Consider the following 24,228-nt stretch of genomic DNA (forward strand, 5'->3'; position numbering starts at 1 on the left):
GGGCGGAGCCACCGCCCCCCGGCCCCAGCCCGGGATCATCCCCGCCGCGGGGATGCCGACTTCCTTTCAGCGTATGCGCCCTGTCCAACGCTCGGGACGCATGCGCCCAGTAGGGTTTTTTCCGCGGCCGTGCGGATCCAACCCCACCGTCGGGTCCTGACCCCACCCCCCGCGTGCGCGGGGTTGATGGATCCTCCACCTTAGGCAAAGTGTCGGACTTCTTCTTACGGACTACTGCTCCGGTGCGGCCTCGATCACCGGTAGGTGGACGGCGAGCAGGGTGACGTCGTCGTCCTGCTCGTACCCTGCGAGCATGCCCTCCACAAGGTACTGGAGCATCAGCTGTGGATCGCCCACCACCTCCGGCGGCGCCTGGGACGCCACGGTGACTAGTTCCTCCAGACCGGAGGCGACGGACCGCTTCCGGTTCTCTACAAGTCCATCGGAATAGAGCACCACGGTGTTACCGGGTTGGACGAAGAATTTGTGGTGGCCCCGCTCGGAGCTGATCCCCAGCGGGGTGTCCGGCTCGGTCTCCAGCAGCCACGGCTCGGTCCGCTCGGTGACGACCAGCGGCGGCAGGTGCCCGGCGTTGCTCAGGTCGATCTGCCCGGTGCCGGGGTCCAGCACGAAGTAGACCAGGGTGGTGACCTGGTCCATCGCCTCGGTGGCGTCGAACATCCGGTCCAGGCCGGTGAGCACGTCGGCCGGCTCGGGCATGCTGAAGGCCAGCGCCCGCAGCGCGTTGCGCACCCGGCTCATCCCGGTGGCGGCCTTGATGCCCTTGCCCATCACGTCGCCGAGCACCCCGGCCACCCGCCCGTCGGGCAGCGGGAAGGCGTCGTACCAGTCCCCGCCGACCTGCACGTGCTGGGTGCCCGAGCGGTAGAAGGCGCGCATCCTGATGCCCTGGACCTCCGGCAGGGCCTCGGGCAGCAGGCTGGCCTGGAGCGCCTCGGCGGTGCGGTGCTCCCGCTCGAAGAGCTTGGCCCGCTCCAGGGCGAGCGCGCACTGGCCGGCCAGCGCCTCCAGGAAGACCTTCTCCTCGTCCGAGATGTCCCGCGGCGAGGTGTGCGCGAAGCGCAGCGCGCCGACCGGCTGGCCGCCGCTGAGCAGCGGCAGCGCCGCCCAGGCCCGCTCGTCGGTGGCCTTGGCGAAGGCGGGCGCCTCCTCGTCCCCGTCCAGCAGGCCGAGCAGCTCCAGCGGCCCGCCGGCGATGCACGGCCGCTGCTCCCGGACGGCCAGCGACATCAGGCCGGTGTGGTCGGGGGCGGATCCGGCGGCGGGCTCCCCGGCCCGGCCGATGACGCGCAGCCGCAGGCCGTCCCCGCCGATCTCGGCCACGGTGGTGCGGTCGGCGCCCACCGCGGAGCGGCCGATCTCCCCCATGGCCTGCACCACCTGGTCCACGGTGAGGGCCTCGGCGAGGTCGGCGGTGGCCTTCTGCAGCCGCACCGTGCGCAGCGCGGCCTCGCCGAGCTGCTGGGTGAGGCGCTGGCGCATGTCGTCGGCCTCGTGCTGGGTGGTGACGTCGGTGTTGGCGCCGACCCACTCGGAGAGCTCCTCGCCGCGCATCATCGGCACCGCGCGGGAGCGGAAGTGGCGGAAGTCCCCGGAGCAGGTGCGCACCCGGAAGGTCTCGTCGAAGACGGTGCGGTCGGCGATGGAGTCGTCCCAGGACCGCTCCACCCGGGGGCGGTCGTCGGGGTGGACCGAGTCCAGCCAGCCCCGGCCCAGGTACTCCTCGCGTCTCTGCCCGGTGACCGCGCGCCACTGCGGGCAGTCCTCGGCCACCGCGCCGTCCGGGTCGGCCGCCCACACCACCTGGTTGGTGGCCTCCATCAGCGAGCGGTACCGCTCCTCGCTGCGGCGCAGCTCGCCCTCGGCGCGCACCCGGTCGCTCAGGTCGACCGCGATCAGCGCCACCCCGTCGACCTCGCCGCCGTCGCCGTGGGTGGGGAACCAGGAGGGGGCCCAGCGCTCGGCCTCCCCGCCGGCCGGTCCGAACGGCGGGAACTGGCCCCCGTAGACCACCGGCTCGCCGGCGAGCACCCGGTCGATCGCCGCCTCGTGCGCGCCGGCGGCCGCGGCCCCGAGCACGTCGTGCGGGAGGCGGCCGACGCACTCCTCCTCCGCCCGGCCGTACAGCCGGGCCAGCGCGGGGTTGACCCGCTGGAAGCGCGCGGAGGTGTCGAAGAAGGCGAAGCCGACCGGGGCCTCCTTGAGGATGGTCTCCAGCAGCGCCGATTCGGAGGGGCCGAGTCCGGACATGCGAGGGAGCGGAACGGACGTATCGGTGCTCACCAATGACACCTCCGGGGGCCTTTCCCCCCGCGGACGGGGGCTCGCGTGAGCGGGCGCCGTGGAAATCCTCCACCTGTCGGCCGCACCGGGGTGCGACCGCGGCCGGGGAGGCCTGGGGGCGACATCGGGCGACCGCCGCCACCGGTTCAGCATAAGCCACCCGCCCGGCTCGGGTCCGGGCCGCGGTGGAAACTCGGCGGCGATAGCGGAAGGTAAATGATACGTCTCCGTCGTGCAACCAAGGCCCATCCGCGGATTTTCGGCCGCCCATTTCCGAAGACGCCTTCCTTTACCTCGCCCGATCCCGTTTCTCGGACCTTCCGCCCCGCCCTCTCCCGCGCCCGAAAATACGCAGACAGGCCGAATACGCTCCGTTCTGCCATGGATTCGCACGGTCACCGGTGTTCTCTTCCGCCCCACCCGCACCACGGCCGCCTCCCGGCACTCCCGCCCCGGTCGGGGACGGTGCCGGGGCGCCCCGCGGCGCGCCGCAAAGCCTGGGCAACGACTCACCGGACGGGGCTTGACACCCCGATGCGAAGCAGTGAAATGGATGGTGGTCACCGTCCGACCCGCCGGCGAGAGGCGTGAGCGAGGATGCTCCAGACTTATCCCGCGGCCGACCTGCAGCAGGTCGCGCGGCGCTTGAACGACGAGTTCAGTTCCCTGGCACCGGGGAACGTGCACCGCTGCGTGCACGACACCTGGAAATGCGCCGAGCACCTCGGCTTCCAGGCCACCCCGGGGCTGGTGGAGCGGGTCGCCCGCGAGCGGCTGCAGGCCATGGTGATGTCCCGCCCGCCGTCGGAGCGGCTGGTCGGCCCGCGCCTGCCGGGCCACGACGCGATCGCCTGACCACCGCCCGGGGAGCACCCCCGCTCCCCGACCGATTCCACCCGGGGCGCACGGCAGGTGCCATAGGCTCTGTCAGGTGTCCGTACCTCCCCTGACGCCGTCCCCAGACGCAGCCCCCGACCCGGTCTTCGCGGAGATGCTCCGCGTGGCCCGCGCCCTGCTGGCGGTGCGCGACCCGCTCGACGCCGAACTCGTCGTCGGCAGGATGCTCGGCGCCTGGTGGGGGCAGCGCATACCGGGCATGTCCGGCGCCGACCTGGAGCGGCACCTGACCGAGGGGCTGATCGCGCACGCCACCGCTTCGGGCACCCCGGCGGGGCTGGCGCTGCTGTCCGGAATCGCCTCGCTGGGCGTCTCGGCGCACCGGCGCGAGCTCGCCGAGCAGGGCGTGCTCGCCCTCACCGACCGCGGCGACCTGCGCCGCCCGGCCTGGGCCGAGGCGGTGGGCCGGGTCCGCCCGCTGGGCGCCTACCTCTCCGGCGACCGGTTCGGCGACGCCGACGAGGTCGTCTGCACCTTCCGCCACGACTCCGACCCGGGCGGCCCGGACGCCCCCGGCCACGCGCTGATCGCCGTCATCGACCACAACGCCGGCGGGGTCCTCCGGGACGCCTGGGTGACCACCAAGGTGGAGCGGCTGCTGGAGCACGGCCGGGCGCTCGCCGAGGACGACCCGATGGCCGTGTTCCACCCGCTCGCCCCGGCCCGCGCCCGGACCCTGCTGGAGCGCGCGCTGGCAGGCACCGACCTGGTGGTCTCCGGTGCCCCCGGCGAGCGCCCGGCCCGGCTCACCGCGGCCCGCGAGGCCGACCTGATCGGCGGCTCCCTGGGCGCGCACCACGCGCTGCTCCGCTCCCGGGTGCGGGCGCTGCCGGCGGAGGGCCGCCCCGCGGGCGAGCCGGTCTGGCGCCGCGACGCCCGCGCCACCCTGGCCGCCCGGTTCCTCGCCTCCGACGAGGCGGCCGAGCTCTCCGACTCCTACGCGGCGAGCCGCTGCGTGGACCACGTGATCGGCTACGGCTGCGACGTCGACGCCGGGCGCCCGATGCGGGTCAGCCCGCGCAAGGTGGAGACCTTCCTGCTCACCTGGCTGCCCCGGCGGGTGGTGCTGCTGCCCGAGGAGAGCGAGGCGATGCCGCACGTGCTGGGCGCGTGGATCCGGTGGGCCGGCCCCCGGGCCGGGCTGCCCGAGCCGGCGGTGGGCGCCGCGCTGGACGCGCTGTGGGACTCCTTCGAGGCGTTCGGCCGCACCTACCGCGACCCGGCCGAGGCGCTCGGCCTGGGCCGCCGGGAGATCCGCCGGCTGCTGCCCGACGGCGACCTGGCCGCGCTGCCCCGCCGCATGTTCGCCTTCCCGCTGCTCGCCGGCGACCTGCTGGACCGGGCCGAGGACGGGTTCGACCCGACCACCCCGGAGGGGCGGCGGGCGCTGCTCCGGCTGGACCACTTCGGCGAGATCGACGTCCCGGAGGGGCCGCCCGGCCGGCACGCGGTGGACGGCGGGCGCTCCGGCCGGATCGGCCGCGCCTCCTCGGCCCAGGCCGACCTGGACGCGCACGAGCGGCTCGCGGTGCGGCTGTGGCACGGCGACCCGCCGGAGCTGTGGGCCGCCGCGCAGCGCCTGCTCGACCAGGGCCGGAGCAGACCCGAGGTGCTGCTCACCCTGCTGGACGCACTCGACGGCGGCGGGGACGGCGACCCCCGGCTGCTCCTCTCCCGCCTGCGCGCCCTGGGCTGACCCGCCGCGCCGGGCCCCGGTGGCGGGGTCAGGCCTCCAGCAGCCGGTCGCGGAGGCGCTCGGCGGTGCGCGGGGCGAGCTTGAGCCCGTCGGCGACGTAGCCCTCGAAGGATCCGTAGACCCGCTCCAGCTCGGTGAAGGCGGTCTCCAGGTAGGAGCGGCGGACCTGGATGATCGGCTCCATGAGGTCGGGGTCGATGCCGCCGCGCTCCGCCTGGCGGCGCATCATGCCGCGCAGCCGGTCCATCCGCTCGTTGCTGGCCAGGTAGTCCTCGAAGACGGTCTCCCGGTCGACCCCCAGCAGGGTGAGCAGCAGCGCGGCCGCCCAGCCGGTGCGGTCCTTGCCCGCGGTGCAGTGGAAGACGACCGAGGTGGGGCCGGCGGCGGCCCGCTCCACCAGCTCGCGGTAGCCGGCGTGCGCGTCGTCGGTGGTGACCAGAGCCCGGTTCACCTCGTGCATGAAGGCCTCGGCACCGCCGCCGCCCAGCGCCGCGGCGGCCGCCTCGGGGTCGTCGAACAGCCTGTTCAGGTCGCCCCCGGTGGTGTGGTCGCCCTGCACGTCCAGCACGGCGTACTCGGCGCCCTCCGGGACCCGGTCGGGCTCGGCGGTCCGCTCGTGCACCGTGCGCAGGTCCAGGACCTGGCGCAGGCCGCGCTCGGCGAGCGCGGCGAAGTCGTCGTCGTCGATCCGGGAGAAGGAGTCGGCCCGGTAGACGAGCCCGGTGCGGACCCGCGCTCCGGAGTCCGTGCGGTACCCGCCGATGTCGCGGAAGTTGGGGAGGGTTCTGAGCATCGCGGAATCGTTGGTCACCGGACCGACGATACCCGCCGGTCGGTCGTCCTACCTCGACGGGAGCCCCGCTCCGCGGAGGCGGGACCCCCGGCCCCGGGCCGGTTCCGCGGCGGTGCCGCAGCGCACCCGGCGCACCGCCGCGGCGGAGTCCTTCACCCGGGTTCCACCCCGGCGCCGCCCGGCGTCAGCCGGCCCGCCCGAGCAGCTCCGGGATCTGCTCGCCGGCCTCCTTGACGTCCTTGACCGTGTCCACGCCCCGCCAGAACCCGTCGATGCGGTACCCGAACAGCCGCCCCTCCTCGGCGAGCCGCGGGAAGGTGGAGGACTCGTGGTCGCCCTTCTCCGGGAGGAGCCCGGTGAGGCCCGGCTCGAAGAGGTACACCCCCGCGTTGATCCAGAACGGCAGCAGCGGGCTCTGCACGAAGCCGCCGATGGCGCCGGCGTCGTCCACGTCCACGATGCCCCAGCTGGTCCGGTACTGGGCCAGCGCCAGGGTGCCCAGGCCGCCCTTGGCCCGGTGGAAGTCGGTGAACTCGTCCAGCGGGAACCAGGTGAGCACGTCGCCGTTGAGCGCGAAGTAGGGGGAGTCCGGGTCGCGCAGGCCGGAGGCGGCGTAGCGGAGCGCCCCGCCGCGGCCCAGCGGCTCGTCCTCGACCAGGACGGTGACCTCCGGGCCCTCGGTCCGCCCGGCCAGGTGCTCGCGCAGCACCTCGGCCTTGTAGCCGCAGGACACCACCGCGTGCCGCACGCCGTGCCCGGCCAGCCACTCCAGCTGGTAGTCGATGATCGGCCGGTCGGCGACCTCCACCATGGCCTTGGGCCGGGTGTCGGTGTAGGGGCGCAGGCGGGTCGCCTGCCCACCGGCCAGGATGACGGCTTCGCGGACGGGGGCGCTGCTCGAAGTCATGGAGCGGACATTAGCAGGGCGGCCGCGGCGCGCGCCGCCGTGCCCGCGCCCGTTCCCGGGGCGGGCGGGCACCACCGCCGGAGGTGGTGCCCGCTCCGCCCGGACCGCCCCGCGCCGGCCGCGGCCCGCGGGGCGGGCGGCGGAGGCGGCGGCCCGGGCGCCTCAGCGCTGGGTCACCTCGGAGTAGGCGGCGCGGATGTCGGCGCTGGTGACCACGGTCAGCTCGGCGGCGGTGGCGGCCTCACCCACCTCCTCGGCGACCCGCAGGTCCCGCTGCGAGCAGGCCTTCTCGAACAGCGACCGGGCGAACCGGCCGTTGCCCAGCTCGTCGATCCAGCCCTCGTCGCACACGTAGCCGAAGATCCGGCGCAGGTCCTCCAGCGCGGACTCGTCGAACGCGTCGCCGGTCCGCTCGGCCACCGCGCCGGCGATCTCGGTGAGCTGGTCGGCGGTGTAGCTGGGGAAGGCCACCCGGACGTTGAACCGGGAGGCCAGGCCGGCGTTGGAGGCCAGCAGCCGGTCCATCTCCCCCGGGTAGCCGGCCAGCACGACCACCAGCCGGGAGCGGTCGTCCTCGGCCCGCTTGAGCAGGGTCTGGATCGCCTCGGCGCCGAACGCGTCCCCGCCGCTGTAGCCGGGGTTGGCCAGGGCGTAGGCCTCGTCGATGAAGAGCACCCCGCCCAGCGCCCGGTCGACCAGCGCGTTGGTCTTGATCGCGGTCGCCCCGAGGTGCTCGCCGACCAGGTCGGAGCGCTGCGCCTCGACCACCTCGGCCCGGGTCAGCAGGCCCAGCGCGGCGAAGACCCGGCCCAGCACCCGGGCCACCGAGGTCTTGCCGGTGCCCGGCGGCCCGGAGAACACGAAGTGCCGCATCGGCGGCTGGGCGCGCAGCCCCTGCTCCTCGCGGAGCTTGGCCACTCGCAGCTGCGCGGCGATCGCCCGGACCTGGCGCTTGACCGGCTCCAGCCCGACCATCCCGTCCAGCTCGGCCAGCGCCCCCTCCAGGTCGGGCGCCCGGCCGAACCCGGGCAGCCGCGCGGTGAGCTGCCGGTAGGCCTCGTCCACGTCGGGTTCGCGGACGGTCACCAGGTCGCCGGGGGCCGGCGGCTCCCGGCTCTCCCCCGAGGTCACCACCCGCACGTCGCGCGCCTCGGCGGCCTTCTCCACCAGGGAGCGGGCGAACCGGCCGTTGCCCAGCTCGTCCACGGCGGCCCGCTGCTCCACCTCCTCCAGCCCGCGGCCCAGAACCCGCAGCGCGCCCGCGTCGAGCAGGTCCCCGCGCTGCCCGAACAGGTGCTCGCAGATGAGCCGGAGCTCCTCGGCGGAGTAGCTGGGGAAGGTGACCCGGGTGGCGAACCGGGAGGCCAGGCCGGGGTTGGAGGCGAGGAAGCGGTCCATCTCCGCCTCGTAGCCGGCCAGGATCACCACCAGCCGGTCCCGGTCGTCCTCGGCCCGCTTGAGCAGGGTCTGCACCGCCTCGGCGCCGAACCGGTCGGGCTGCCCGTCGCCGTCGTTGACCAGGGAGTACGCCTCGTCGATGAAGAGCACCCCGCCCAGCGCCCGGTCGAACAGCTCGTTGGTCTTGATCGCGGTGGCCCCCAGGTACTCGCCGACCAGGTCGGCGCGGTGCGCCTCGACCACCCGGGAGGTGGGCAGCAGGCCGAAGGAGTGGAAGATCGTGGCCAGGGTGCGCGCGACGCTGGTCTTGCCGGTGCCCGGCGGCCCGGAGAACACCAGGTGGCGCAGGGGCTTGTCGACGGCGTACCCGGCGTCGGCGCGCAGCCGGGCCGCCTCGATGGACGCCGCGATCGCCCGGACCTGCTGCTTGACCGGGTCGAGGCCGATCATCTCCTCCAACCGGGCCAGCGCCTGGTCGACCGGGACGGGGGCCTCCTCGTCCTGCTCCTCGCCGGAGCGCCGGGGGGCGGGGCCGCCGGCCTTCGCCCGCTGCCGGGGCGGCGCCGGGGGGCGGGGCCCTCCCGGGCGGCCGCCGGACCCGGCGGGGTCGGCGGAGCGGGCGGAGCCCGGGGTCGGGCCCATTCCGCGGCGCAGCCGGTACCCGGCGGCGGCACGCCAGGCCAGGGCCAGCCCGGCCGCGCAGGCGGCGCTGACCAGGCCCAGCGCTGGGGGCGCCCCGCCGGTCAGCATCCCGCCCAGCCCCACGGCGAGTCCGGCGATGAGCGCGACGAGCAGGGCGAGCAGGGTGGTGTGCCAGACCGGGAACTCTTTGATCCGCACCGCCGCGACCGTGACCAGCAGCGGGATCAGCGGGAGCAGCAGCAGGACGCCGCGGTCGGCGACCGGGATCGGGATCTGCAGCAGCAGGAAGGCGAGGACCAGCCAGCCCAGGCAGACCAGGGTGGTGGCGACCGCGTCGACGGAGTGCATCAGGGCGGCCAGCACCGACAGCACCGCGGCCGCCACCGCCACGCTGAGCAGCACGGGGAGCTGGAGGAGCAGCGCGGCCACCGCCACCGCGAGCAGCACCCCCGCCGCCGCGGCGAGCCGGATCCGCGGGGGCCGGCCGTGGTAGGCCGTCCGCGCCCGCTCCAGCAGCGGGCCCGCTGCGGGCCCGCCGGCCGTTCGGGACCGGTCCTCAGGCGGCATGCCGCACCTCCCTCTCCCTGTCGGCCCGTCCCATACTGCCGCGAAGGCCGGCGCCGGCAGAACCGCCGGAAGCGTGAAGTTCCGCTGTGTCGCACCTTTGAACGGCCCGTCGGAGCCGCTCCCCGCCCCGCCGCACCGGACGTCCGGAAGGGCCGTTCTCCGGCGCCGGGCCGCTGTACCGGCCGGCGCCCGGCAGCACGATCGCGTCGGAGCGCGGCCGCCCGTCGCGGCGGGCGGTCCGCCAGCCCCGGCCCCAGGCGGCAGGGGGGAGCGCCGCCGCGATCAGCGGCACGACCGCGATGATCCGGCCCGGGCGCGGCCGGGGCCGCGGATCGGGCCCGTCGAACGGGCCGCCCGGCAGGGGCCGCCGGGCGGCCGCCGTTCTCCGGGGGCGGTGCGGGGCGGCGCCCGCGGCGGCCCCCGCTCCCGCCGGGCCGCCTCCTCCGCGGGACCTCCGCGGGGCCGCGCCGTCCGGGCGGGGGGTCGGTGCCGGCATCAGAGCAGCGCCGTCTGCCCGCCCGGGCCGGGGCGGGGCCTGCGCAGGTGCCGCCACTTCTCCAGGCCGTCCAGGTAGGACCAGGTCATCCGGTGGTGCGGGGTGGGGCCGTGCTCGGCCAGGGCGGAGCGGTGCGCCGGCGAGGGGTAGCCCGCGGCGCCGGCGAAGCCGTAGCCGGGGTGCTCCTCGTCCAGCCCGGCCATCCAGGTGTCCCGGTACACCTTGGCGAGCACCGAGGCGGCCGCCGTGCTGACCGAGGTCAGGTCGGCCTTGACCTGGGTGCGCACCGCCCACGGGCGGCCGAGGTAGTCGTGCTTGCCGTCCAGGATGACCGCGTCCGGGCGGCGGCTCAGGCCGCGCAGCGCCCGGTCGGCCGCCAGCCGCAGCGCCGCGGTCATGCCCAGCTCGTCGATCTCCCCGGCCTCGGCCCGGCCGATGGCGTGGTCGGCGACCCAGGGGCGGAGCAGCTCGGCCATGGCGGTGCGCCGCTTGGGGGTGAGCCGCTTGGAGTCGGTGAGGCCTTCGGGGGCGGGGGCCGGGCCGGCGACGGCCGCGCAGACCACGACCGGCCCCGCCCAGGCGCCCCGGCCGACCTCGTCGACCCCGGCGACCAGGCCGGCGCCTGCCGCGCCCAGCTCCTGCTCCAGCGCGTAGTCCGGCGGTTCGATGGGGGTAGTGGCTGCCACCCGCCCCACCTTACTCAGTGCCCGCCCCTCCCGCCGCCCGGCGCGGAGCCGCGCCGGGCAGAACGGGCGGATCGGGCGGACCGGGCGGTCTTCCCGGGGGAATCGGCGGGCCCCGGGTGTGGCGCCCGGGCGGGGGCGGCCGGGTCGAGTAGTTTCCGGGTGTCTCTGCCGGGCGGACGAGGGCGGACTCAGGTGAAGCGGAGCGGGAGCGCGGGCCGGGGGCGGCTCTACGACGCGGCGGTGCTGGCGGTGCGGGCCGGGGCGGCCTGGGTGTTCGCCGGGCACGCGGTGGGCCGGCCGCTCTCCTGGCCGGTCTCCCCGGGGGCGGCGCTGGCCTGGATCGAGCTGGCCGGCGCCGTGCTGCTGGCCGCCGGGGTGGCGGTGCCGGTCTGCGGCGCCGTGCTGGCCGCGCTGGCCGCGGCCGCGGTGCCCGCGGCGGCCGGGGCCTGGCCGGACGGGGCCGCGGCGGCCGCGCTGCCGGCCGGGGCCTCGCCCGCCCCGCTGGCGCTGCTCGGCGCGGCCTGCCTGCTGGCCGCGGTCGCCCCCGGGCGGTTCTGCGCGGACCGGGCGGCGCGCCGCTCCGCGGCGGCGGGAACCGCGGGCGCCCCGCATGCGACCAAGATCCCGTCCGGGGATCGCGACGGACCCCTCAGAAGGCCTGAGGAGGCGCCGCCGCTCCCCTATCCTGAAGGGCGGGCCGCTGTGCGGCGGCCGTCCCGGACCTGACGACGCGGTCCCCGGTGGCCCACCCCTCGGACCGCGCCTGAGATCACCGCATCCATCTGGGGGAACGCACTCCATGACAGCCTCGGCTCCGACGCCCGGATCGAATCCGGCGAGCCGTTCCGACGCGCGCGGCGGCCAGGATCCGGTCGCGCCGCTGCTGCAGATCGCCCACCGGCCGACGCTCGCCCGGCGGCTGATCTCCTGGGCGTCCCGGCCGCCCGGCCGGCTCTACCTGCCCGCCTGCGTCCTGGTCGGCCTCGTCCTGATCTATGAGGACAGCATGCCCGGCGGGCACCTGCCGGCGTTCGTGCTGGGCATGGGGGGCGGCGCGCTGCTCGCCGCGATGGGCGCGCTGCGGCTGGGCATCGCGCTGTCGGTGGCCCGCCCGATGGTGCGCCGGTACTGGCTGCGGTGGATCTCCGCGCCGCTGGTCGCGGCCGTCGCGATCGTCCTGTCGATGGCCGACATCCCGCTGCAGGGCCGGGTCTCCACCTCCGCCGACGAGCTGCTGAACGTCCGCGACACGACCAACCGGTCCACCACCATCCCGCTGAACGGCGAGATGGCCGGGCTGTACCCGCTGAAGTCGGTGACCATCAAGGACGGCCTGACCCTGTACACGGTGCAGGGCGCCGGGCTGCTCAGCCCGTCCGGGCTGGCCTACAGCGCCGAGCCGCTGGAGACCGACGTCTTCGTCCGCGGCCACGGCGGCCGGGTCTACGAGCACATCGGCGGCAGATGGTACTCCTGGACCGAGTACTGACCGCCCCGCCGCCGCGCCCGTCGCGCGGGGCGGGTTCCCGAAGCGCCGGTGGCCCTCGTCACCGGCGTTTTCCCTTCCATCCTCCTTTTCTCTAACCGCCCTTTTATCCGGAACCGGTAGAAAAGGGAGCGACGAGAACGAGAAGGATCCCCCCTGGAGAGGGACGGACGGACACCATGAGCGAGTTCCTGACCACACTGCACCTGCGCATCTACGACGCGACGCGGGCCCTGCGCCGGGCGCACGCGCGCGGAGACGCGGAGGTCTGCCTCGCTCAGGCCGGAGAGATCGAGGACCTGGTGGAGATCGCGGCCCGGCACGGTGTGGACATCGACAGCGGCTACCGCTCGCTGGTCGAGGCGGCCTGAGCCGCGGCGGGCGGGTGAATTCCGCCGAAAACAATTGTTCCCGGATTCGACCTGCGCGCCTCGCCGGCGCCGGGAATCCGGGAACAATCTCCCCCCGATGCACCCGACTGTACCGGGGCGCGATTCAAGGCCGGGTAATGCCGGGCCCAATACAGGGCCACTCCGGCCGCAGGCGAAGGGGCGGGGAGAAGCGGTTCGCACCGCTTCTCCCCGCCCCTTTTTCCGGCGGTGCGGCGGTGCGGCCGGAGGGGCCGCACCGCCGCGGGCTCAGCGGCGCTTGCCGCCGCCGTAGCCCTCGCCGCGCTCGAACTGCTCGCGCATCGCCTGCTGCTGCTCCTGCAGGTACTGCTCGGCCATCTGCTGCTGCCGGCCGGCGGCCGCCGCGACGGCCCCCTGCGCCTCCTGGAAGGCGCCGGCCGCGTCGCCCTCGACCGCGGCGCGGGCCCGGCGGCCCCCGCCCCCGATCCCGGGCAGCATCTGCGCCAGCAGCAGGGTGGACAGCGCCGAGGTGTCCCCGCCGGTCCCGTCGGTGCGCACCACCACCGGGGTGGGGGCGTGCTCGGCGAGCCTGGCCCCGACGTCGAGCCGGCGGCGCGCCAGCTCGTAGCGGAGCACCGCCCGGTTGTCCCGGTAGGCGGTGGCCAGGCGGCGCTGCGCCTTGGCCTCGTTCTGCGCGGCGACCAGGTCGGCGCGGCCCTGCGTCTCGATCTCGTAGCGGACCCGCTGCGCCTCGGTCTCCTGCTCCTCCAGCATCTGCGCGACGTCCTTGCGGGCCTTGTTCAGCGCCGCGTTGACCTCGACGATCTTGGCGTCGCGGGTCTTCTTGGACCGCTCGATGTCCATCAGCAGGGTGTCGATCCGCCGCTTGCGGGTGAGCTCCCACTCCTGCTCGTAGGCGTCCAGCTCCTTGGCCACCCGCTCCCGGGTCGCCAGGTGCTGCTGGTACTGGTTGGGCAGCTGCACGTCGGGGATGTTGCAGCCGCGGATCTCCACGCCGTACCGGCGCAGCTGCCGGTTGAGCAGGTCCTGCATGTCGGCGACGTCGGAGCCGCGCAGGTCGTAGGCGCTCTCCGTCTGCACCATACGGCTGCGCTGGCGGATCGCGTCCTGCACCGCGCTGGACAGCACCAGGTCGAAGTTGGACGCGCCGATGGTGCGGACGAACGCCACCGCGTCGACGATCCGGAACTTCAGGAAGAACTCGATCGACTTCAGCGGCACGTTCTCCTGCGTGGGGCAGGCCACCACCGGGGCGGTGTAGGGGATCTCGGTGGAGACGTCCACCACGAAGTCCACCCGCGACCACGGGTGCCACAGGTAGTGCCGGCCGGGTTCGAGCTGGCCGACGATGGCGCCGTACTTGGTGAGCAGGCCGACGGTGCCCTGCTCGATCTCCACGATCGCCGAGCGCCACCACCACAGCAGCCCCAGGCCCAGCGCGACCAGCGCCAGCACGAAGAGCAGCACCGCCAGCCACATCAGCAGGCTGATTCCGATGACCGCCACCACCAGTGCGCCGAGCAGCAGGTAGAGCGCGGCCCAGACCAGCATGGTCCAGCTGAGGCCCCGGCTGTCCCGGGGGATGACGACGGGCACCAGGGCGCCCTGGTCGCCGCCGCGGAGCAGGCGGGCGATGTCGCCCCAGGAGGCCACCGACTCCTTGATGTTGGACCCGCTCCGCTGCGGGGCGTTGGACTGGCTCATCTACAGGCCTCCCTGCTCGCTGGGGCCGGACTGCGGCCACGGGGCGGGCGGCGGGGGCGGCGCCGGCCGCTCCTGCCGCTCCGGGGCCTGCGGCTCGGGCTCCTCGCCGGCCGCGGCCGCGGGGTCCTGGCCGGCGGCGGCCTGGAGCCGCTCGTCGATGGCTTCGCCGGAGACCGACTTGCGGATCTCCTCCAGCCGCTCCTCGCCGGGGACCTCGTGGTCCTCGGGGTCCGGGGTCTCGACGGTGGCCTGCTCCTCGGCGAGCAGCGCCTCGATCTCGGCCTCCCGGGCGGCGATGCGCTCGGAGATCTCCGCCAGCCGGGTGCGGATGGCGGCCATGTCCTCTTCGTCGAAGAGCTGCGCCTCGGACTCGCCGATGATGCCCCGCGCCACCCGGAGGAAGTCGACGCTGGACTCGTCGGCGCCGCCGATGTGCAGCACCTGGGGCAGGCTGTCGGCGACCGACTCCAGCTTGTCCAGCAGGTCCTGCTGGTAGCGGTAGTTGAGGATCTCCGGCGCCTCGGCCGCGCTGACCGCGCGGATGTCCAGCGCCTGGGCCTCCAGCAGCGCGGCGTTGGCGTTGGCGGTGCTCTCCGCCTCCACGAAGCGCTGCCGCGCCTGGGCGCGCGCCCGGTTGGTCTCCCGCTCCAGGGCGGTGTCCATCTGGGCCTGATACTGGGCGATGTCGGCCTGGATCGCCGAGAGCGTCTCGTTCAGCGAGGCCAGCTCGCGGTTGAGGTCGCCCTCGTTCTGCTCCTTGCGCAGCTGGAGCTCGTACTGGTAGGTGTACGCCTCCTTGGCCACCCGGATCATCTCGGTGGCCGCCAGGTCCATCCGGTACTCCTGGCTGGACGGCTCGGCGTGGGTGATGTTGGCGTTGGTCAGCCGCACCGCGGGCAGGAACTGCGCGTTGAGCTGCTCCACCATCCGGGCGGTGCTCTCCCCGACCAGGTCGTAGATCTCCGCGGCCTGCTGCTCGTAGATGAGGCTGCGGGTGGTCTCGCTGATCGCGTTGTTCAGCTTCTCCTGGAAGCCCTGCACCGCGCCGAGGACGAAGATGAACTGCTCCGGGTCCTCGATCCGGAACTGGACGAACAGGTCTATGGAGGCCTTGACCCCGCTCTTGGTGGGCGCCTCCCGGATGGGGGCGTTGAACGGGTACTCCCGGGTCGTGTTGACGATGTAGGAGACCCGCTTCCACGGGTTGAACAGGGTGACCCGGCCGGGGCCGACGATCTGCTCCAGCTTGCCGAACCGGGTGATCAGCGCCTGGCAGCCGTCCGGGACCATGACCATGCCCTGCCGCCACCACATGAACGCGGTGAACAGCAGCAGCACCACCCAGTAGTGCGGGCCGAAGAAGGGGTTGAGGAGGAAGCCCAGCGGGAGCGCGGTGACGCCCAGGCCGATCCCGCCGACCACGGCCAGCAGGATCGACGGCAGCAGCGCGGCGAACGTCCGGCCGCGCGGGATCACCATCGGGCAGATGACGTTGACCGGGCCGTCCGAGCCGCGCTCGAACGTGCTCTGGTTCAGCGCCTCGCCGGCGTTATTGAGCGACGTGGTCTTCTGCTCGATCCGGGTGCCCGTCGAGGCGCCCTGATCCCGGGCGGCCAGAAAGTCTCCCGGATCGAGTCCGAATCCCTCCGCCCCCTCACTGAGCGCGTCGGTGACCGCCGCCCGAGGATCGCCGCCCTGGGCGATGCTCTCGGCGGCCCCGCGCACGGTCTGTGCGAAGGACATGTGTTGGTGACTCCTTGCTCGTGACGGACCTGTGGGTCCGACGCGGGCGCGCCTCGCCCGGTTCCCACGGTCCCGTTCGCGGTGGCGGCATCCTCCCATACGGGGGCCGCCCCACCTGCGTCTTCCGGGTGACCATCGGGTATCGATACCCAGCGTGTCCGGAACCCGGGACCCCCGGTCCGAAACCGGGCACCCGCCCCGGGGCGGGCTCTTCCGGGCGCCGGAATCCGCGCCCCCGCGGAGCGGCGGCGGCCCGCTAGCCGAGGAAGTCCATCGGCGTTCCGGCGCCGGCCTCGCCGGCCGCGCGGTAGCCGTGCCAGGCCAGCGCGAGGTCCTGCCAGGGCACGCCGACCGGCGCGTAGACCGTGACGGTGTCCGGGCCGCCGCGGGCCGGGACCGCGCCGGTGAGCACCTCGCCCAGGGTCGCGGAGATGGCCGAGGCGTCCAGGCCCGCGTTGCCCACCGCCCCGCCGGCCAGCGCGAGCCGCGCGTCGTCCACCACCACCCGGGAGGCGAGCAGCAGGTCGGCGGCGAGCTCGATCTTGCCCGGCTCGTCGGCGCCGAGCGAGGTGATCTGGGTGCCGGGGCGCACGTCGGCGGCGTGCAGCAGCGGGGTGCGCGACCAGGTCGCGGTGAGCAGGATGTCCGCCTCGGCGGCCGCCCCCGGCGCGTCGTCGGCGACCCGCACCGGCAGCCCGAACTCCTCGGCGCACCGGTCGGCGAACTCCCCGGCCCGGGCCCGGTCGGTGTCGGTCACCACCATGGCGGAGATCGGCCGCATCCCGACGATCCCCCGGGTGAACAGCCCGGCCTGGGCGCCGCAGCCCACGATGCCCAGCACCTCGGCGTCGTAGCGGGCCAGGCTGTGCGCGGCCAGCGCGGCGGCCAGGCCGGTGCGCCACGCGGTGAGGGTGGCCGAGTCGAGCAGCGCGAGCAGCTCCCCGGTGCCCAGGTCGTGCAGGCAGACGACGCCGCGCAGGGCCGGCCGGGCGCCGGGGAACTTGGCGTTGACCTTGACCGAGTAGGCGGGGATGCCGGGGAGCAGCCCGGGGATGAGCGCGGTGGCCGTGCCGGGCCCGGGCAGGTCGGCGCGGACCCGCTGCGCGTCCACCCCGACCGGCTCCGCGGTGAACCCGCTCCACAGCCGGTCGATGCAGGCGTGCACGTCCAGCAGGCGGAGCAGGTCGGAGCGTCCCAGGCAGAGTGTCACACCCCGATCATCCCCCTTGCGCCCGCCGCCCGCCAAGGGGACCCCTCCGGCCCGGGGACTCCGATGGCCGCGGGGCGCGGGGCCGCGCCGGGATGCGCCGGCTCCGGGGATAGCGTGGAGCGAGAACAGCCGCGGGGCCGCCCGGCCCCGGACCGTACGTGAGGAGCCAGCGCCGTGCCGATGCCCGCCGTTCCCAGCCCCGTGCTCACCTCCGCCGGCCTGATCGGCGGATACGCCGCGGCCCGCGCCACCGGGGTCCGCCCGCTCGGCGGCGCCGTGCTCGCCGGGTTCGGCGCGGCCGCCTTCGCGTCCTGGCGGCGCACCTCGGGCCCGGCCACCGCGGCCGCGCTCACCGGCGTCTACCTCGGCGCCTTCGGCCTCTCGCACCCGCTGGCCAAGAAGATCGGCGCGTGGCCGTCGGTGCTCGCGGTCACCGCCGCCACCGGCGCCGCGGCCTGGGCCTTCGGCGACCGCGGCGGCGCCCCGGACGAGGCCTGAGCCGGCCGCGGGCGGTGCCGCGCGGAGCGGCCGCCGCGGCACCGCCCGGCCTCACCCCTGGGTGATGTAGGCCTCCAGCTGCTGGCGGTCCAGCTCCAGCTGGCGGATCCTGCTCTTGACCACGTCCCCGATGCTCACGATCCCGATCAGCGCCCCGGCGGAGAGCACCGGCACGTGCCGGACCCGGTTCTCCGTCATCAGCACGGTGAGGGCGTCGTCGGTGTCGGAGGTCTTGCAGGTGATCACGTTGGTGGTCATGATGTCCCGGACGGGCCGCTCCAGCAGCTCCGCCCCCTGCTCGTCCAGTCGGCGCACCACGTCGCGCTCCGAGACGATCCCCGCGATCCTCCCGCCCTCCAGGACGACGACGGCCCCGATGTTGTGCCGGGCCAGCAGGGTCAGCAGCCCCGCCACCGTCGTGTCGGGCCGGACCGTCACCACGTCGGAGCCCTTGGCGCGCAGCAGCTCGGCGATCAGCATGGCGGTCACCTTTCGCTCGGTGACGGGGGGTTACCCGCGGGCCGCCCGCCCTTAACCGCCTCCCCGCCGATCAGGGGCGGCTGCGCCGGGTGGGTCAGATGTGCACGATGCCTACCCGCCGGTTCTTGGGCATGTCGGGCTCTTCGACCAGCTTCGCCATGTCATCCGGGTCGCTGGTCAGCAGGAGAACGGGCCTGGCCTGCACCAGAGCGGTGGCCGCGACGATCGCGTCCACTGTGCAGCGGTGGCCGGACAGCCCGGCTCTCCCCAGGATCTCCCCCGCGGCGCGCCCGATCTCGGCGGAGACCGGCACCTGCACGACCCCTTTCAGGACGCGGTGCACGCGTGCATCGCGCGGCCCGCCGCGCAGCACCTCGGCCAGGGTGACGGTGCTGACCACCACTCGGGCACCGTGTTCCTCCGCCTTCACCAGATGGGCCCGGGCCCGCCCGTCCCCTCCTGCGGCCTTGGCGAGCCCCTCCGAATCGAGGACGACCGTTCCTCCGAGGCGGCTCAATCGGCGTCCGGCCACGCCGCCTCCGCTTCGGCCAGGTACTCCTCCGAGACGGGGCCGTACTCCTCCTCCAGGAGGAGGTTCAACTCGATCAGCCGCTCACGTTCGAGCCTCGTGGCGACCGCCTCGCTGATGTAGCGGCTGAACTCCCCGCGCCCGGCCCGCTCCCGGACCGCGTCGACGAGCGACTCGGGCATGGAGACGCTGACCTTGCGCGCGCGCTCCTCTTCTTCCTCGGTGCGCTTCTCGACGGTTCTGTGCAGGAGGCGCAGCATCGCTCTCGCCTCTCCCGGCGAGAGGGACCTCATCTCTTCGAGAAGGGCCCTCTCCCGGAGGACGCGCGCCTCCCTCTCGTGGCCGGCCGTCTCCTGCTCCATGTGCACCGTCCCCATGCCGCGCGATCCTACCGCCAGTAGGAAACTCCTACCCGGGAAACGGCGGGAGAACTCGGGCCTGCGTTCCCGGCGAACACGGAAACGGGGGCCGACCGGATCGGTCGGCCCCCGTCGGACGGGTCGGGTGCCCGGGATCAGCTGCAGCCGCTGGTGGAGCCGCAGCCCTCGCAGACGTAGCAGGAGCCGGACGGGCGCATCTTGGTGCCGCAGGTGACGCAGAGCGGGGCGTCGGCGACGAAGCCCTGCTCGGCGGCGGTGCGGACGCGGGACTCGGCGGCGGCGCCGGCGGCGCCCTGCTCCGCGGGGGCCTCCTCGCGGCCGGCCACCGGGGCGGACTGGGCGTAGGACTCCACCTCCGCGGCGACCAGCGCCGGGTCCTCGCCGGCGGCCTGGGCCCGGCGCTCCTCCGCGGTGAGCACGCCCAGGTCGGCGCGGACCTCGAAGGAGAGGTGGTCCAGGGCCAGGCGGCGGAAGATGTAGTCGACCACCGACTGGGCCATCCGGATGTCCGGGTCGTCGGTCATGCCGGCCGGCTCGAACCGCATGTTGGTGAACTTCTCGACGTAGGTCTCCAGCGGGACCCCGTACTGCAGCGCGATGGAGATCGCGATGGAGAACGCGTCCATCACCCCGGCCAGGGTGGAGCCCTGCTTGCCGAGCTTCATGAAGACCTCGCCGAGGCCGTCGTCCGGGTAGGAGCCGGCGGTGATGTAGCCCTCCGCGCCGCCGACCGCGAACGACACCGTCTGGCTGGGGCGCTTCTTCGGCAGCCGGCGCCGGACCGGGCGGTTCACCTCGACGACCTGCGGCTCGGGCGCCTTCCCGGCCTCCTCCTTCTCCTCGCTCCCGGCGGTGGAGAGCGGCTGGCCGACCTTGCAGTTGTCCCGGTAGACCGCGAGCGCCTTCAGGCCGAGCTTCCAGCCCTGGAAGTAGATGTGCTCGAAGTCCTCGACGGTGGCCTCCTCGGGCACGTTCACCGTCTTGGAGATCGCGCCGGAGAGGAACGGCTGCACCGCGGCCATCATCTCCACGTGGCCCATCGGCTTGATGTACCGGCGGCCCATGGCGCAGTCGAACACCTCGTAGTGCTCCGGGCGCAGCCCGGGGGCGTCCACCACGTGGCCGTTCTCCGAGATGTACTCGACGATGGCCTCGATCTGCTCCTGCTGGTAGCCGAGCGTGGCCAGCGCCCGCGGGATCGCCTGGTTGACGATCTGCATGGAGCCGCCGCCGACCAGCTTCTTGAACTTGACCAGCGAGAAGTCCGGCTCGATGCCGGTGGTGTCGCAGTCCATCATGAAGCCGATGGTGCCGGTGGGCGCGAGCAGGCTGGCCTGGGCGTTGCGCCAGCCGTTCTTCTCGCCGATCTTGAGGCAGTCCTGCCAGGCGGCGGTGGCGGCCGCGGCGATCGACCGGTCCATCTCGCCGATGGTGCGCAGGTCGTCGTTGGCCGCGGCGTGCTTGCGCATCACCCGCTTGTGCGCGCCGGCGTTCTTGGCGTAGCCGTCGTAGGGGCCGACCACGCCGGCCAGCTCCGCGCTGCGCTTGTAGGCGGTGCCGGTCATCAGCGAGGTGATCGCGGCGGCGACCGCGCGGCCGCCGTCGGAGTCGTAGGCGTGGCCGGTGGCCATCAGCAGCGCGCCCAGGTTGGCGTAGCCGATGCCGAGCTGGCGGAAGGCCCGGGTGGTCTCGCCGATCTTCTCGGTGGGGAAGTCGGCGAAGGTGATGGAGATGTCCATCGCCGTGATGATCAGCTCGGTGAGCCTGGCGAACTTCGCGATGTCGAACGAGCCGTCCTCGCCGAGGAACTTCAGCAGGTTGATCGAGGCCAGGTTGCACGAGGAGTTGTCCAGGTGGACGTACTCCGAGCACGGGTTGCTGGCGGTGATCCGGCCGCTCTCCGGCGCGGTGTGCCAGTCGTTGATGGTGTCGTCGTACTGGAGGCCCGGGTCGGCGCACTCCCAGGCCGCCTTGGCCATGGAGTGGAAGAGCCGCTTGGCGTCCACCTCGCCCACCGTGTCGCCGGTGGTCCGGGAGACCAGGCCGAAGCCGGAGCCGCTCTCCACCGCGCGCATGAACTCGTCGGAGACCCGCACCGAGTTGTTGGCGTTCTGGTACTGGACGCTGAACATGTCCGCGCCGCCCAGGTCGACGTCGAAGCCAGCGTCGCGCAGCGCGCGGATCTTGTGCTCCTCGCGCGCCTTGGTCTCGATGAACTCCTCGATGTCGGGGTGGTCCACGTCGAGCACGACCATCTTGGCCGCGCGGCGGGTGGCGCCGCCCGACTTGATGGTGCCGGCCGAGGCGTCGGCGCCGCGCATGAACGAGACCGGGCCCGAGGCGGTGCCGCCGGAGGAGAGCAGCTCCTTGCTGGAGCGGATCCGGGAGAGGTTGACCCCGGCGCCGGAGCCGCCCTTGAAGATGATCCCCTCCTCCTTGTACCAGTCGAGGATCGACTCCATGGTGTCGTCCACCGACAGGATGAAGCAGGCCGAGACCTGCTGGCTGGAGGCGGTGCCGACGTTGAACCAGACCGGCGAGTTGAAGCTGAACAGCTGGTGCACCAGCGCGTACTTCAGCTCGTGGTCGAAGACCTCGGCGTCGGCGTCGGTCGCGAAGTAGCCGTTCTCCCGGCCGGTGCGGGTGTACATCCCGGCGACCCGGTCCACGAGCTGCTTGAGGCTCCACTCCCGCTGCGGGGTGCCCACCGCGCCGCGGAAGTACTTGCTGGCGACGATCTGGGTGGCGTTCATCGACCAGGCGGCGGGGAACTCCACGCCCTTCTGCTCGAAGTTGACCGACCCGTCCCGCCAGTTGGTCATGACGATGTCGCGGCGCTCCCACTCGACCTCGTCGTACGGGTGCACGCCGGGCGTGGTGAAGATGCGCTCGATCTTCAGCCCCTTGCGGCGGCCGCCGCCCTTGCGCGCCGTCGCGCCCGTCGTCTCCGTCATGCCGGCTCCCCCTGAAATCTCGTCCGGGCTCTCCCGGAGCCCCCGTCGGCCCGCCTGCGGGCGGGCCCTCCTGCTTCTCCCCGCGCGGCCCCGGGGCCGCTACGCGCCGTCCTCGTCCCCGACGCCCGCGGACTGCCGCTCGGCCCGCAGCCGGGAGATCTCCTCCTCGAAGTCGGCCAGCGACTCGAAGCCCCGGTAGACCGATGCGAACTGCATGTAGGCCACCTCGTCCAGCTCCTGCAGCGGGCCGAGGATGGCCAGGCCGATCTCGTGCGCGGGCACCTCGGCCAGGCCGCGGCAGCGGATCTCCTCCTCCACCCGCTGGCCCAGCACGGCCAGGGCGTCCTCGGTGACCGGGCGGCCCTGGCAGGCGCGGCGGACGCCGGCGACGATCTTGGCCCGGGAGAAGGGCTCGGTGACGCCCGAGCGCTTCTGCACCATCAGCAGGACCGTCTCCTGCGTGGTGAACCGCCGCCCGCACTCCGGGCAGGAGCGGCGGCGGCGGATCGCCGCGCCGTCGTCGGTGGACCGGCTGTCGATCACCCGGCTGTCCGGATGACGGCAGAACGGACAGTGCATGCCGAAACGCCTCCCTGCGCCCCGCGGCCCTTCCGCGCCGGCTCCAGCCGCGACGCGCGCGGCGGAGTCCGCTCGCTGTTTCGCCCGGGCCGCCGGCATCGTCCGCACACCGGACGGCCCCATGAAGATCTGCTCCCACTAAAGCACAACTTATGGGTCATCTGTGCCAAGACGAGCACAAGATCTTGTGGTCAACCTATGAGGCGGTGGGTCGGGACCGCAAGCCCCCGCGCGGCGTTCGAGCGGCACCGCAGGTCAGCCCGGACGGAAGCGCCCGCGCCCCGGCGTGTCGCACCGGGGCGCGGGCCGCCGCCGTGATGAGGGACACCCGCACGGGGGTCAGCCCCCGGGGATCCGCAGTCTCTGGCCGGGCTCCAGCTCGGTCCCGGCCAGGCCGTTGAGCTCGACGATCTCGTGCACGGTGCGCCGCGTGTCGTCACCGGGGCGCACCCGCTCGGCGATCCCCCAAAGCGTATCGCCGTCCCGGACGACCACCGTCGGGGGAACCCCGGCCCCGAAGAAGGCGCCGGCCGCCGCCCCGGCCCCCGAGGCGCCCGCCGCGGCGGAGGTCATGAACAGCAGCGACAGCATCCCGGTGGCCACCGCGCACAGCAGCGAGACGAGGACCACGCGGCCGCGCACGGTGAGCCGGAGCCGGGCGCCGGGCCCCCCGCCCGGGGCGGCCAGCAGCTCCGGCAGGCCGGCCAGGGCGGGCGGGGCCGCCGGGGATCGGTGCCACTCGGGGATCTCGACCGCCCAGTCGTACAGGGCGGGGCCGGGGGGCACCGGCCTCCTGGGACGGGGGATGTGCGGAACGGCACCGGGCGCCCCCGGCGGGACGGGCGCGGTTTCGGACATGGACGCCCCCTTCGAACACCAGTCTGATCGAACTGATGTTCGACTAATACCGTATCCGGGCGATTTTTTCATCACCATCTCGAACGTTTGTTTGATATCGCTATGTGCAGGCAGTAACGTTGGACGTGCTTTACCTCGACACCGGCGCGGCCCGCGAGCGGGGCGGTCACGGTCGGTGCCGCCGCACCATCGGTCGAGGATTTCGACGCTCCCGACAGCCCATACGCGCGACGACCGCGAGATCACCGCCGAGGAGGCCGGCCGTGCCGGAGGAGAACCACGGAACGCAGGAACCTCACGCGGGCGGGCCCGGCTCCACCGACCCGCGCCCCGCCTCCCCGGCGCCGGAGGGCGCGCGTACGGGGGTCGCGACGCAGAGCGGTGCACCGAAACTCACGGCTCGCCAGCAGAGCGTACTGAACTGCATCCACCGCTACGTGCGGCAGCGCGGTTACCCGCCGTCCATCCGGGAGATCGGGGACGCCGTGGGCCTGTCGAGCCCGTCCAGTGTCGCGCACCAACTGAAGGTCTTGCAACGCAAGGGCTATCTTCACCGCGACCAGAATCGCCCACGAGCGGTGGAAATTCGCATTCCGGGCCAGGCGACGGTGCGCTCCTGGGACGAGCTGGAGGGCGAGCCGCAGGCCCCGGAGGGGCGCGCCGCGCACGTCCCGGTGGTCGGCCGGATCGCGGCCGGCGGCCCGATCCTGGCCGAGGAGTCCATCGAGGACGTCCTGACCCTGCCCAAGCAGATCGTCGGCGAGGGCCGGCTGTTCATGCTCACCGTGGTCGGCGACTCCATGACCGACGCCGCCATCACCGACGGTGACCTGGTCGTCGTCCGCCAGCAGCCGGACGCCAACAACGGCGACATCGTGGCCGCCCTGCTCGGCGACGAGGCCACCGTGAAGGTGTTCAAGCGCGAGGGCGACCACGTCCTGCTGCTGCCCCGCAACGACGCCTACGAGCCGATCGACGGCGACGAGGCGACCATCCTCGGCAAGGTCGTCGCGGTGATGCGCCGCATGTAGCGGCCCCGGTAACGACTTC

At 74.0% G+C, this 24,228-nt stretch carries 21 protein-coding genes; 7 read left to right on the forward strand and 14 right to left on the reverse strand.

The features are described from left to right. Positions 1-231: 231 nt before the first annotated feature. Positions 232-2,271, reverse strand: coding sequence for a SpoIIE family protein phosphatase (locus D459_RS0117615; protein WP_017594329.1), 2,040 nt, complete (start codon positions 2,269-2,271; stop codon positions 232-234). Between the two features lie 630 nt (positions 2,272-2,901). On the opposite strand from D459_RS0117615, the gene D459_RS0117620 reads away from it, so the two are divergent. Together D459_RS0117620 and D459_RS0117625 are read left to right on the forward strand one after the other, a co-directional pair. Next, complete coding sequence (locus D459_RS0117620; RefSeq protein WP_017594330.1) at positions 2,902-3,159, forward strand: hypothetical protein; 258 nt, start codon at positions 2,902-2,904, stop codon at positions 3,157-3,159. A 136-nt stretch (positions 3,160-3,295) separates the two neighbouring features. Continuing rightward, positions 3,296-4,897, forward strand: a complete 1,602-nt coding sequence (locus D459_RS0117625; protein WP_020380233.1) for a hypothetical protein — start codon at positions 3,296-3,298, stop codon at positions 4,895-4,897. A 28-nt stretch (positions 4,898-4,925) separates the two neighbouring features. On the opposite strand, the gene D459_RS0117630 is transcribed toward D459_RS0117625, so the two are convergent. The 4 genes from D459_RS0117630 to D459_RS36385 all read right to left on the reverse strand — a co-directional run bounded on the left by D459_RS0117630 (position 4,926) and on the right by D459_RS36385 (position 10,386). Further along, on the reverse strand, positions 4,926-5,690 hold the full coding sequence (locus D459_RS0117630) for a tyrosine-protein phosphatase (RefSeq protein ID WP_020380234.1): 765 nt from the start codon (positions 5,688-5,690) through the stop codon (positions 4,926-4,928). Between the two features lie 184 nt (positions 5,691-5,874). Beyond that, positions 5,875-6,597: a nucleotidyltransferase family protein gene (locus tag D459_RS0117635; RefSeq protein ID WP_017594333.1), complete on the reverse strand. Its 723-nt coding sequence runs from the start codon at positions 6,595-6,597 to the stop codon at positions 5,875-5,877. A gap of 162 nt (positions 6,598-6,759) precedes the next feature. Beyond that, on the reverse strand, positions 6,760-9,204 hold the full coding sequence (locus D459_RS0117640; protein WP_017594334.1) for an AAA family ATPase: 2,445 nt from the start codon (positions 9,202-9,204) through the stop codon (positions 6,760-6,762). A 495-nt stretch (positions 9,205-9,699) separates the two neighbouring features. Continuing rightward, positions 9,700-10,386 carry a ribonuclease HII gene (locus D459_RS36385; protein WP_020380235.1) on the reverse strand — a complete coding sequence of 229 codons (687 nt, stop codon included), beginning with the start codon at positions 10,384-10,386 and terminating at the stop codon, positions 9,700-9,702. A gap of 192 nt (positions 10,387-10,578) precedes the next feature. Here D459_RS36385 and D459_RS36390 point away from each other — a divergent pair, with 192 nt between their 5' ends. The 3 genes from D459_RS36390 to D459_RS0117660 all read left to right on the forward strand — a co-directional run bounded on the left by D459_RS36390 (position 10,579) and on the right by D459_RS0117660 (position 12,243). Continuing rightward, positions 10,579-11,112 carry a hypothetical protein gene (locus D459_RS36390; protein ID WP_017594336.1) on the forward strand — a complete coding sequence of 178 codons (534 nt, stop codon included), beginning with the start codon at positions 10,579-10,581 and terminating at the stop codon, positions 11,110-11,112. A 73-nt stretch (positions 11,113-11,185) separates the two neighbouring features. Next, positions 11,186-11,875 carry a hypothetical protein gene (locus D459_RS0117655; protein ID WP_017594337.1) on the forward strand — a complete coding sequence of 230 codons (690 nt, stop codon included), beginning with the start codon at positions 11,186-11,188 and terminating at the stop codon, positions 11,873-11,875. Positions 11,876-12,051: 176 nt separating this feature from the next. Then, entirely contained in the window at positions 12,052-12,243 is a 192-nt protein-coding gene (locus D459_RS0117660) for a hypothetical protein (RefSeq protein ID WP_017594338.1), read from the forward strand. A gap of 267 nt (positions 12,244-12,510) precedes the next feature. Here D459_RS0117660 and D459_RS0117665 read toward each other — a convergent pair whose 3' ends face one another. From D459_RS0117665 to D459_RS0117675, 3 genes are all read right to left on the reverse strand, one after another. Further along, entirely contained in the window at positions 12,511-13,947 is a 1,437-nt protein-coding gene (locus tag D459_RS0117665; RefSeq protein WP_017594339.1) for an SPFH domain-containing protein, read from the reverse strand. Next, positions 13,948-15,690 carry an SPFH domain-containing protein gene (locus D459_RS0117670; protein WP_017594340.1) on the reverse strand — a complete coding sequence of 581 codons (1,743 nt, stop codon included), beginning with the start codon at positions 15,688-15,690 and terminating at the stop codon, positions 13,948-13,950. Positions 15,691-15,946: 256 nt separating this feature from the next. After that, positions 15,947-16,900: an ornithine cyclodeaminase family protein gene (locus D459_RS0117675; RefSeq protein WP_017594341.1), complete on the reverse strand. Its 954-nt coding sequence runs from the start codon at positions 16,898-16,900 to the stop codon at positions 15,947-15,949. Positions 16,901-17,080: 180 nt separating this feature from the next. Here D459_RS0117675 and D459_RS0117680 point away from each other — a divergent pair, with 180 nt between their 5' ends. Next, entirely contained in the window at positions 17,081-17,398 is a 318-nt protein-coding gene (locus tag D459_RS0117680; RefSeq protein ID WP_020380236.1) for a hypothetical protein, read from the forward strand. A 51-nt stretch (positions 17,399-17,449) separates the two neighbouring features. Here the strand turns inward: D459_RS0117680 and D459_RS0117685 are convergent, their stop codons facing one another. The 6 genes from D459_RS0117685 to D459_RS32015 all read right to left on the reverse strand — a co-directional run bounded on the left by D459_RS0117685 (position 17,450) and on the right by D459_RS32015 (position 23,106). After that, complete coding sequence (locus D459_RS0117685; RefSeq protein WP_017594343.1) at positions 17,450-17,878, reverse strand: CBS domain-containing protein; 429 nt, start codon at positions 17,876-17,878, stop codon at positions 17,450-17,452. A 94-nt stretch (positions 17,879-17,972) separates the two neighbouring features. Further along, positions 17,973-18,395, reverse strand: coding sequence for a type II toxin-antitoxin system VapC family toxin (locus D459_RS0117690; protein ID WP_241485068.1), 423 nt, complete (start codon positions 18,393-18,395; stop codon positions 17,973-17,975). After that, positions 18,392-18,784 carry a hypothetical protein gene (locus tag D459_RS33745; RefSeq protein WP_017594345.1) on the reverse strand — a complete coding sequence of 131 codons (393 nt, stop codon included), beginning with the start codon at positions 18,782-18,784 and terminating at the stop codon, positions 18,392-18,394. The genes D459_RS0117690 and D459_RS33745 overlap by 4 nt, the downstream gene beginning before the upstream one ends. 137 nt (positions 18,785-18,921) lie before the next feature. After that, positions 18,922-21,741, reverse strand: a complete 2,820-nt coding sequence (locus D459_RS0117700; protein WP_017594346.1) for a vitamin B12-dependent ribonucleotide reductase — start codon at positions 21,739-21,741, stop codon at positions 18,922-18,924. Positions 21,742-21,840: 99 nt separating this feature from the next. Continuing rightward, positions 21,841-22,320 carry a transcriptional regulator NrdR gene (gene nrdR / locus D459_RS32010; protein WP_040710353.1) on the reverse strand — a complete coding sequence of 160 codons (480 nt, stop codon included), beginning with the start codon at positions 22,318-22,320 and terminating at the stop codon, positions 21,841-21,843. A 339-nt stretch (positions 22,321-22,659) separates the two neighbouring features. After that, the gene (locus D459_RS32015; RefSeq protein WP_017594348.1) at positions 22,660-23,106 is read right to left on the reverse strand and encodes a LysM peptidoglycan-binding domain-containing protein; all 447 of its coding nucleotides are present in this window, start codon (positions 23,104-23,106) and stop codon (positions 22,660-22,662) included. Between the two features lie 335 nt (positions 23,107-23,441). On the opposite strand from D459_RS32015, the gene lexA reads away from it, so the two are divergent. Further along, on the forward strand, positions 23,442-24,209 hold the full coding sequence (lexA, locus tag D459_RS0117715) for a transcriptional repressor LexA (RefSeq protein ID WP_026120493.1): 768 nt from the start codon (positions 23,442-23,444) through the stop codon (positions 24,207-24,209). Positions 24,210-24,228 lie beyond the last annotated feature (19 nt).

Origin of the sequence: Nocardiopsis potens DSM 45234 (genome assembly GCF_000341105.1) — a bacterium.
GTDB classification, from domain to species: domain Bacteria; phylum Actinomycetota; class Actinomycetes; order Streptosporangiales; family Streptosporangiaceae; genus Nocardiopsis_A; species Nocardiopsis_A potens.

Excerpts from the sequence above, each read along its gene's own strand:
- nrdR (WP_040710353.1), bottom strand. The coding sequence starts at position 22,320 with ATGCACTGTCCGTTCTGCCGTCATCCGGACAGCCGGGTGATCGACAGC.
- D459_RS0117640 (WP_017594334.1), bottom strand. The coding sequence starts at position 9,204 with ATGCCGCCTGAGGACCGGTCCCGAACGGCCGGCGGGCCCGCAGCGGGC.
- D459_RS0117655 (WP_017594337.1), top strand. The coding sequence starts at position 11,186 with ATGACAGCCTCGGCTCCGACGCCCGGATCGAATCCGGCGAGCCGTTCC.
- D459_RS0117670 (WP_017594340.1), bottom strand. The coding sequence starts at position 15,690 with ATGTCCTTCGCACAGACCGTGCGCGGGGCCGCCGAGAGCATCGCCCAG.
- D459_RS0117630 (WP_020380234.1), bottom strand. The coding sequence starts at position 5,690 with ATGCTCAGAACCCTCCCCAACTTCCGCGACATCGGCGGGTACCGCACG.
- D459_RS0117625 (WP_020380233.1), top strand. The coding sequence starts at position 3,296 with ATGCTCCGCGTGGCCCGCGCCCTGCTGGCGGTGCGCGACCCGCTCGAC.
- D459_RS0117665 (WP_017594339.1), bottom strand. The coding sequence starts at position 13,947 with ATGAGCCAGTCCAACGCCCCGCAGCGGAGCGGGTCCAACATCAAGGAG.
- D459_RS0117660 (WP_017594338.1), top strand. The coding sequence starts at position 12,052 with ATGAGCGAGTTCCTGACCACACTGCACCTGCGCATCTACGACGCGACG.
- D459_RS0117700 (WP_017594346.1), bottom strand. The coding sequence starts at position 21,741 with ATGACGGAGACGACGGGCGCGACGGCGCGCAAGGGCGGCGGCCGCCGC.
- D459_RS0117615 (WP_017594329.1), bottom strand. The coding sequence starts at position 2,271 with ATGTCCGGACTCGGCCCCTCCGAATCGGCGCTGCTGGAGACCATCCTC.
- D459_RS0117685 (WP_017594343.1), bottom strand. The coding sequence starts at position 17,878 with ATGCTGATCGCCGAGCTGCTGCGCGCCAAGGGCTCCGACGTGGTGACG.
- D459_RS0117620 (WP_017594330.1), top strand. The coding sequence starts at position 2,902 with ATGCTCCAGACTTATCCCGCGGCCGACCTGCAGCAGGTCGCGCGGCGC.
- D459_RS0117680 (WP_020380236.1), top strand. The coding sequence starts at position 17,081 with ATGCCCGCCGTTCCCAGCCCCGTGCTCACCTCCGCCGGCCTGATCGGC.
- D459_RS33745 (WP_017594345.1), bottom strand. The coding sequence starts at position 18,784 with ATGGGGACGGTGCACATGGAGCAGGAGACGGCCGGCCACGAGAGGGAG.
- D459_RS0117635 (WP_017594333.1), bottom strand. The coding sequence starts at position 6,597 with ATGACTTCGAGCAGCGCCCCCGTCCGCGAAGCCGTCATCCTGGCCGGT.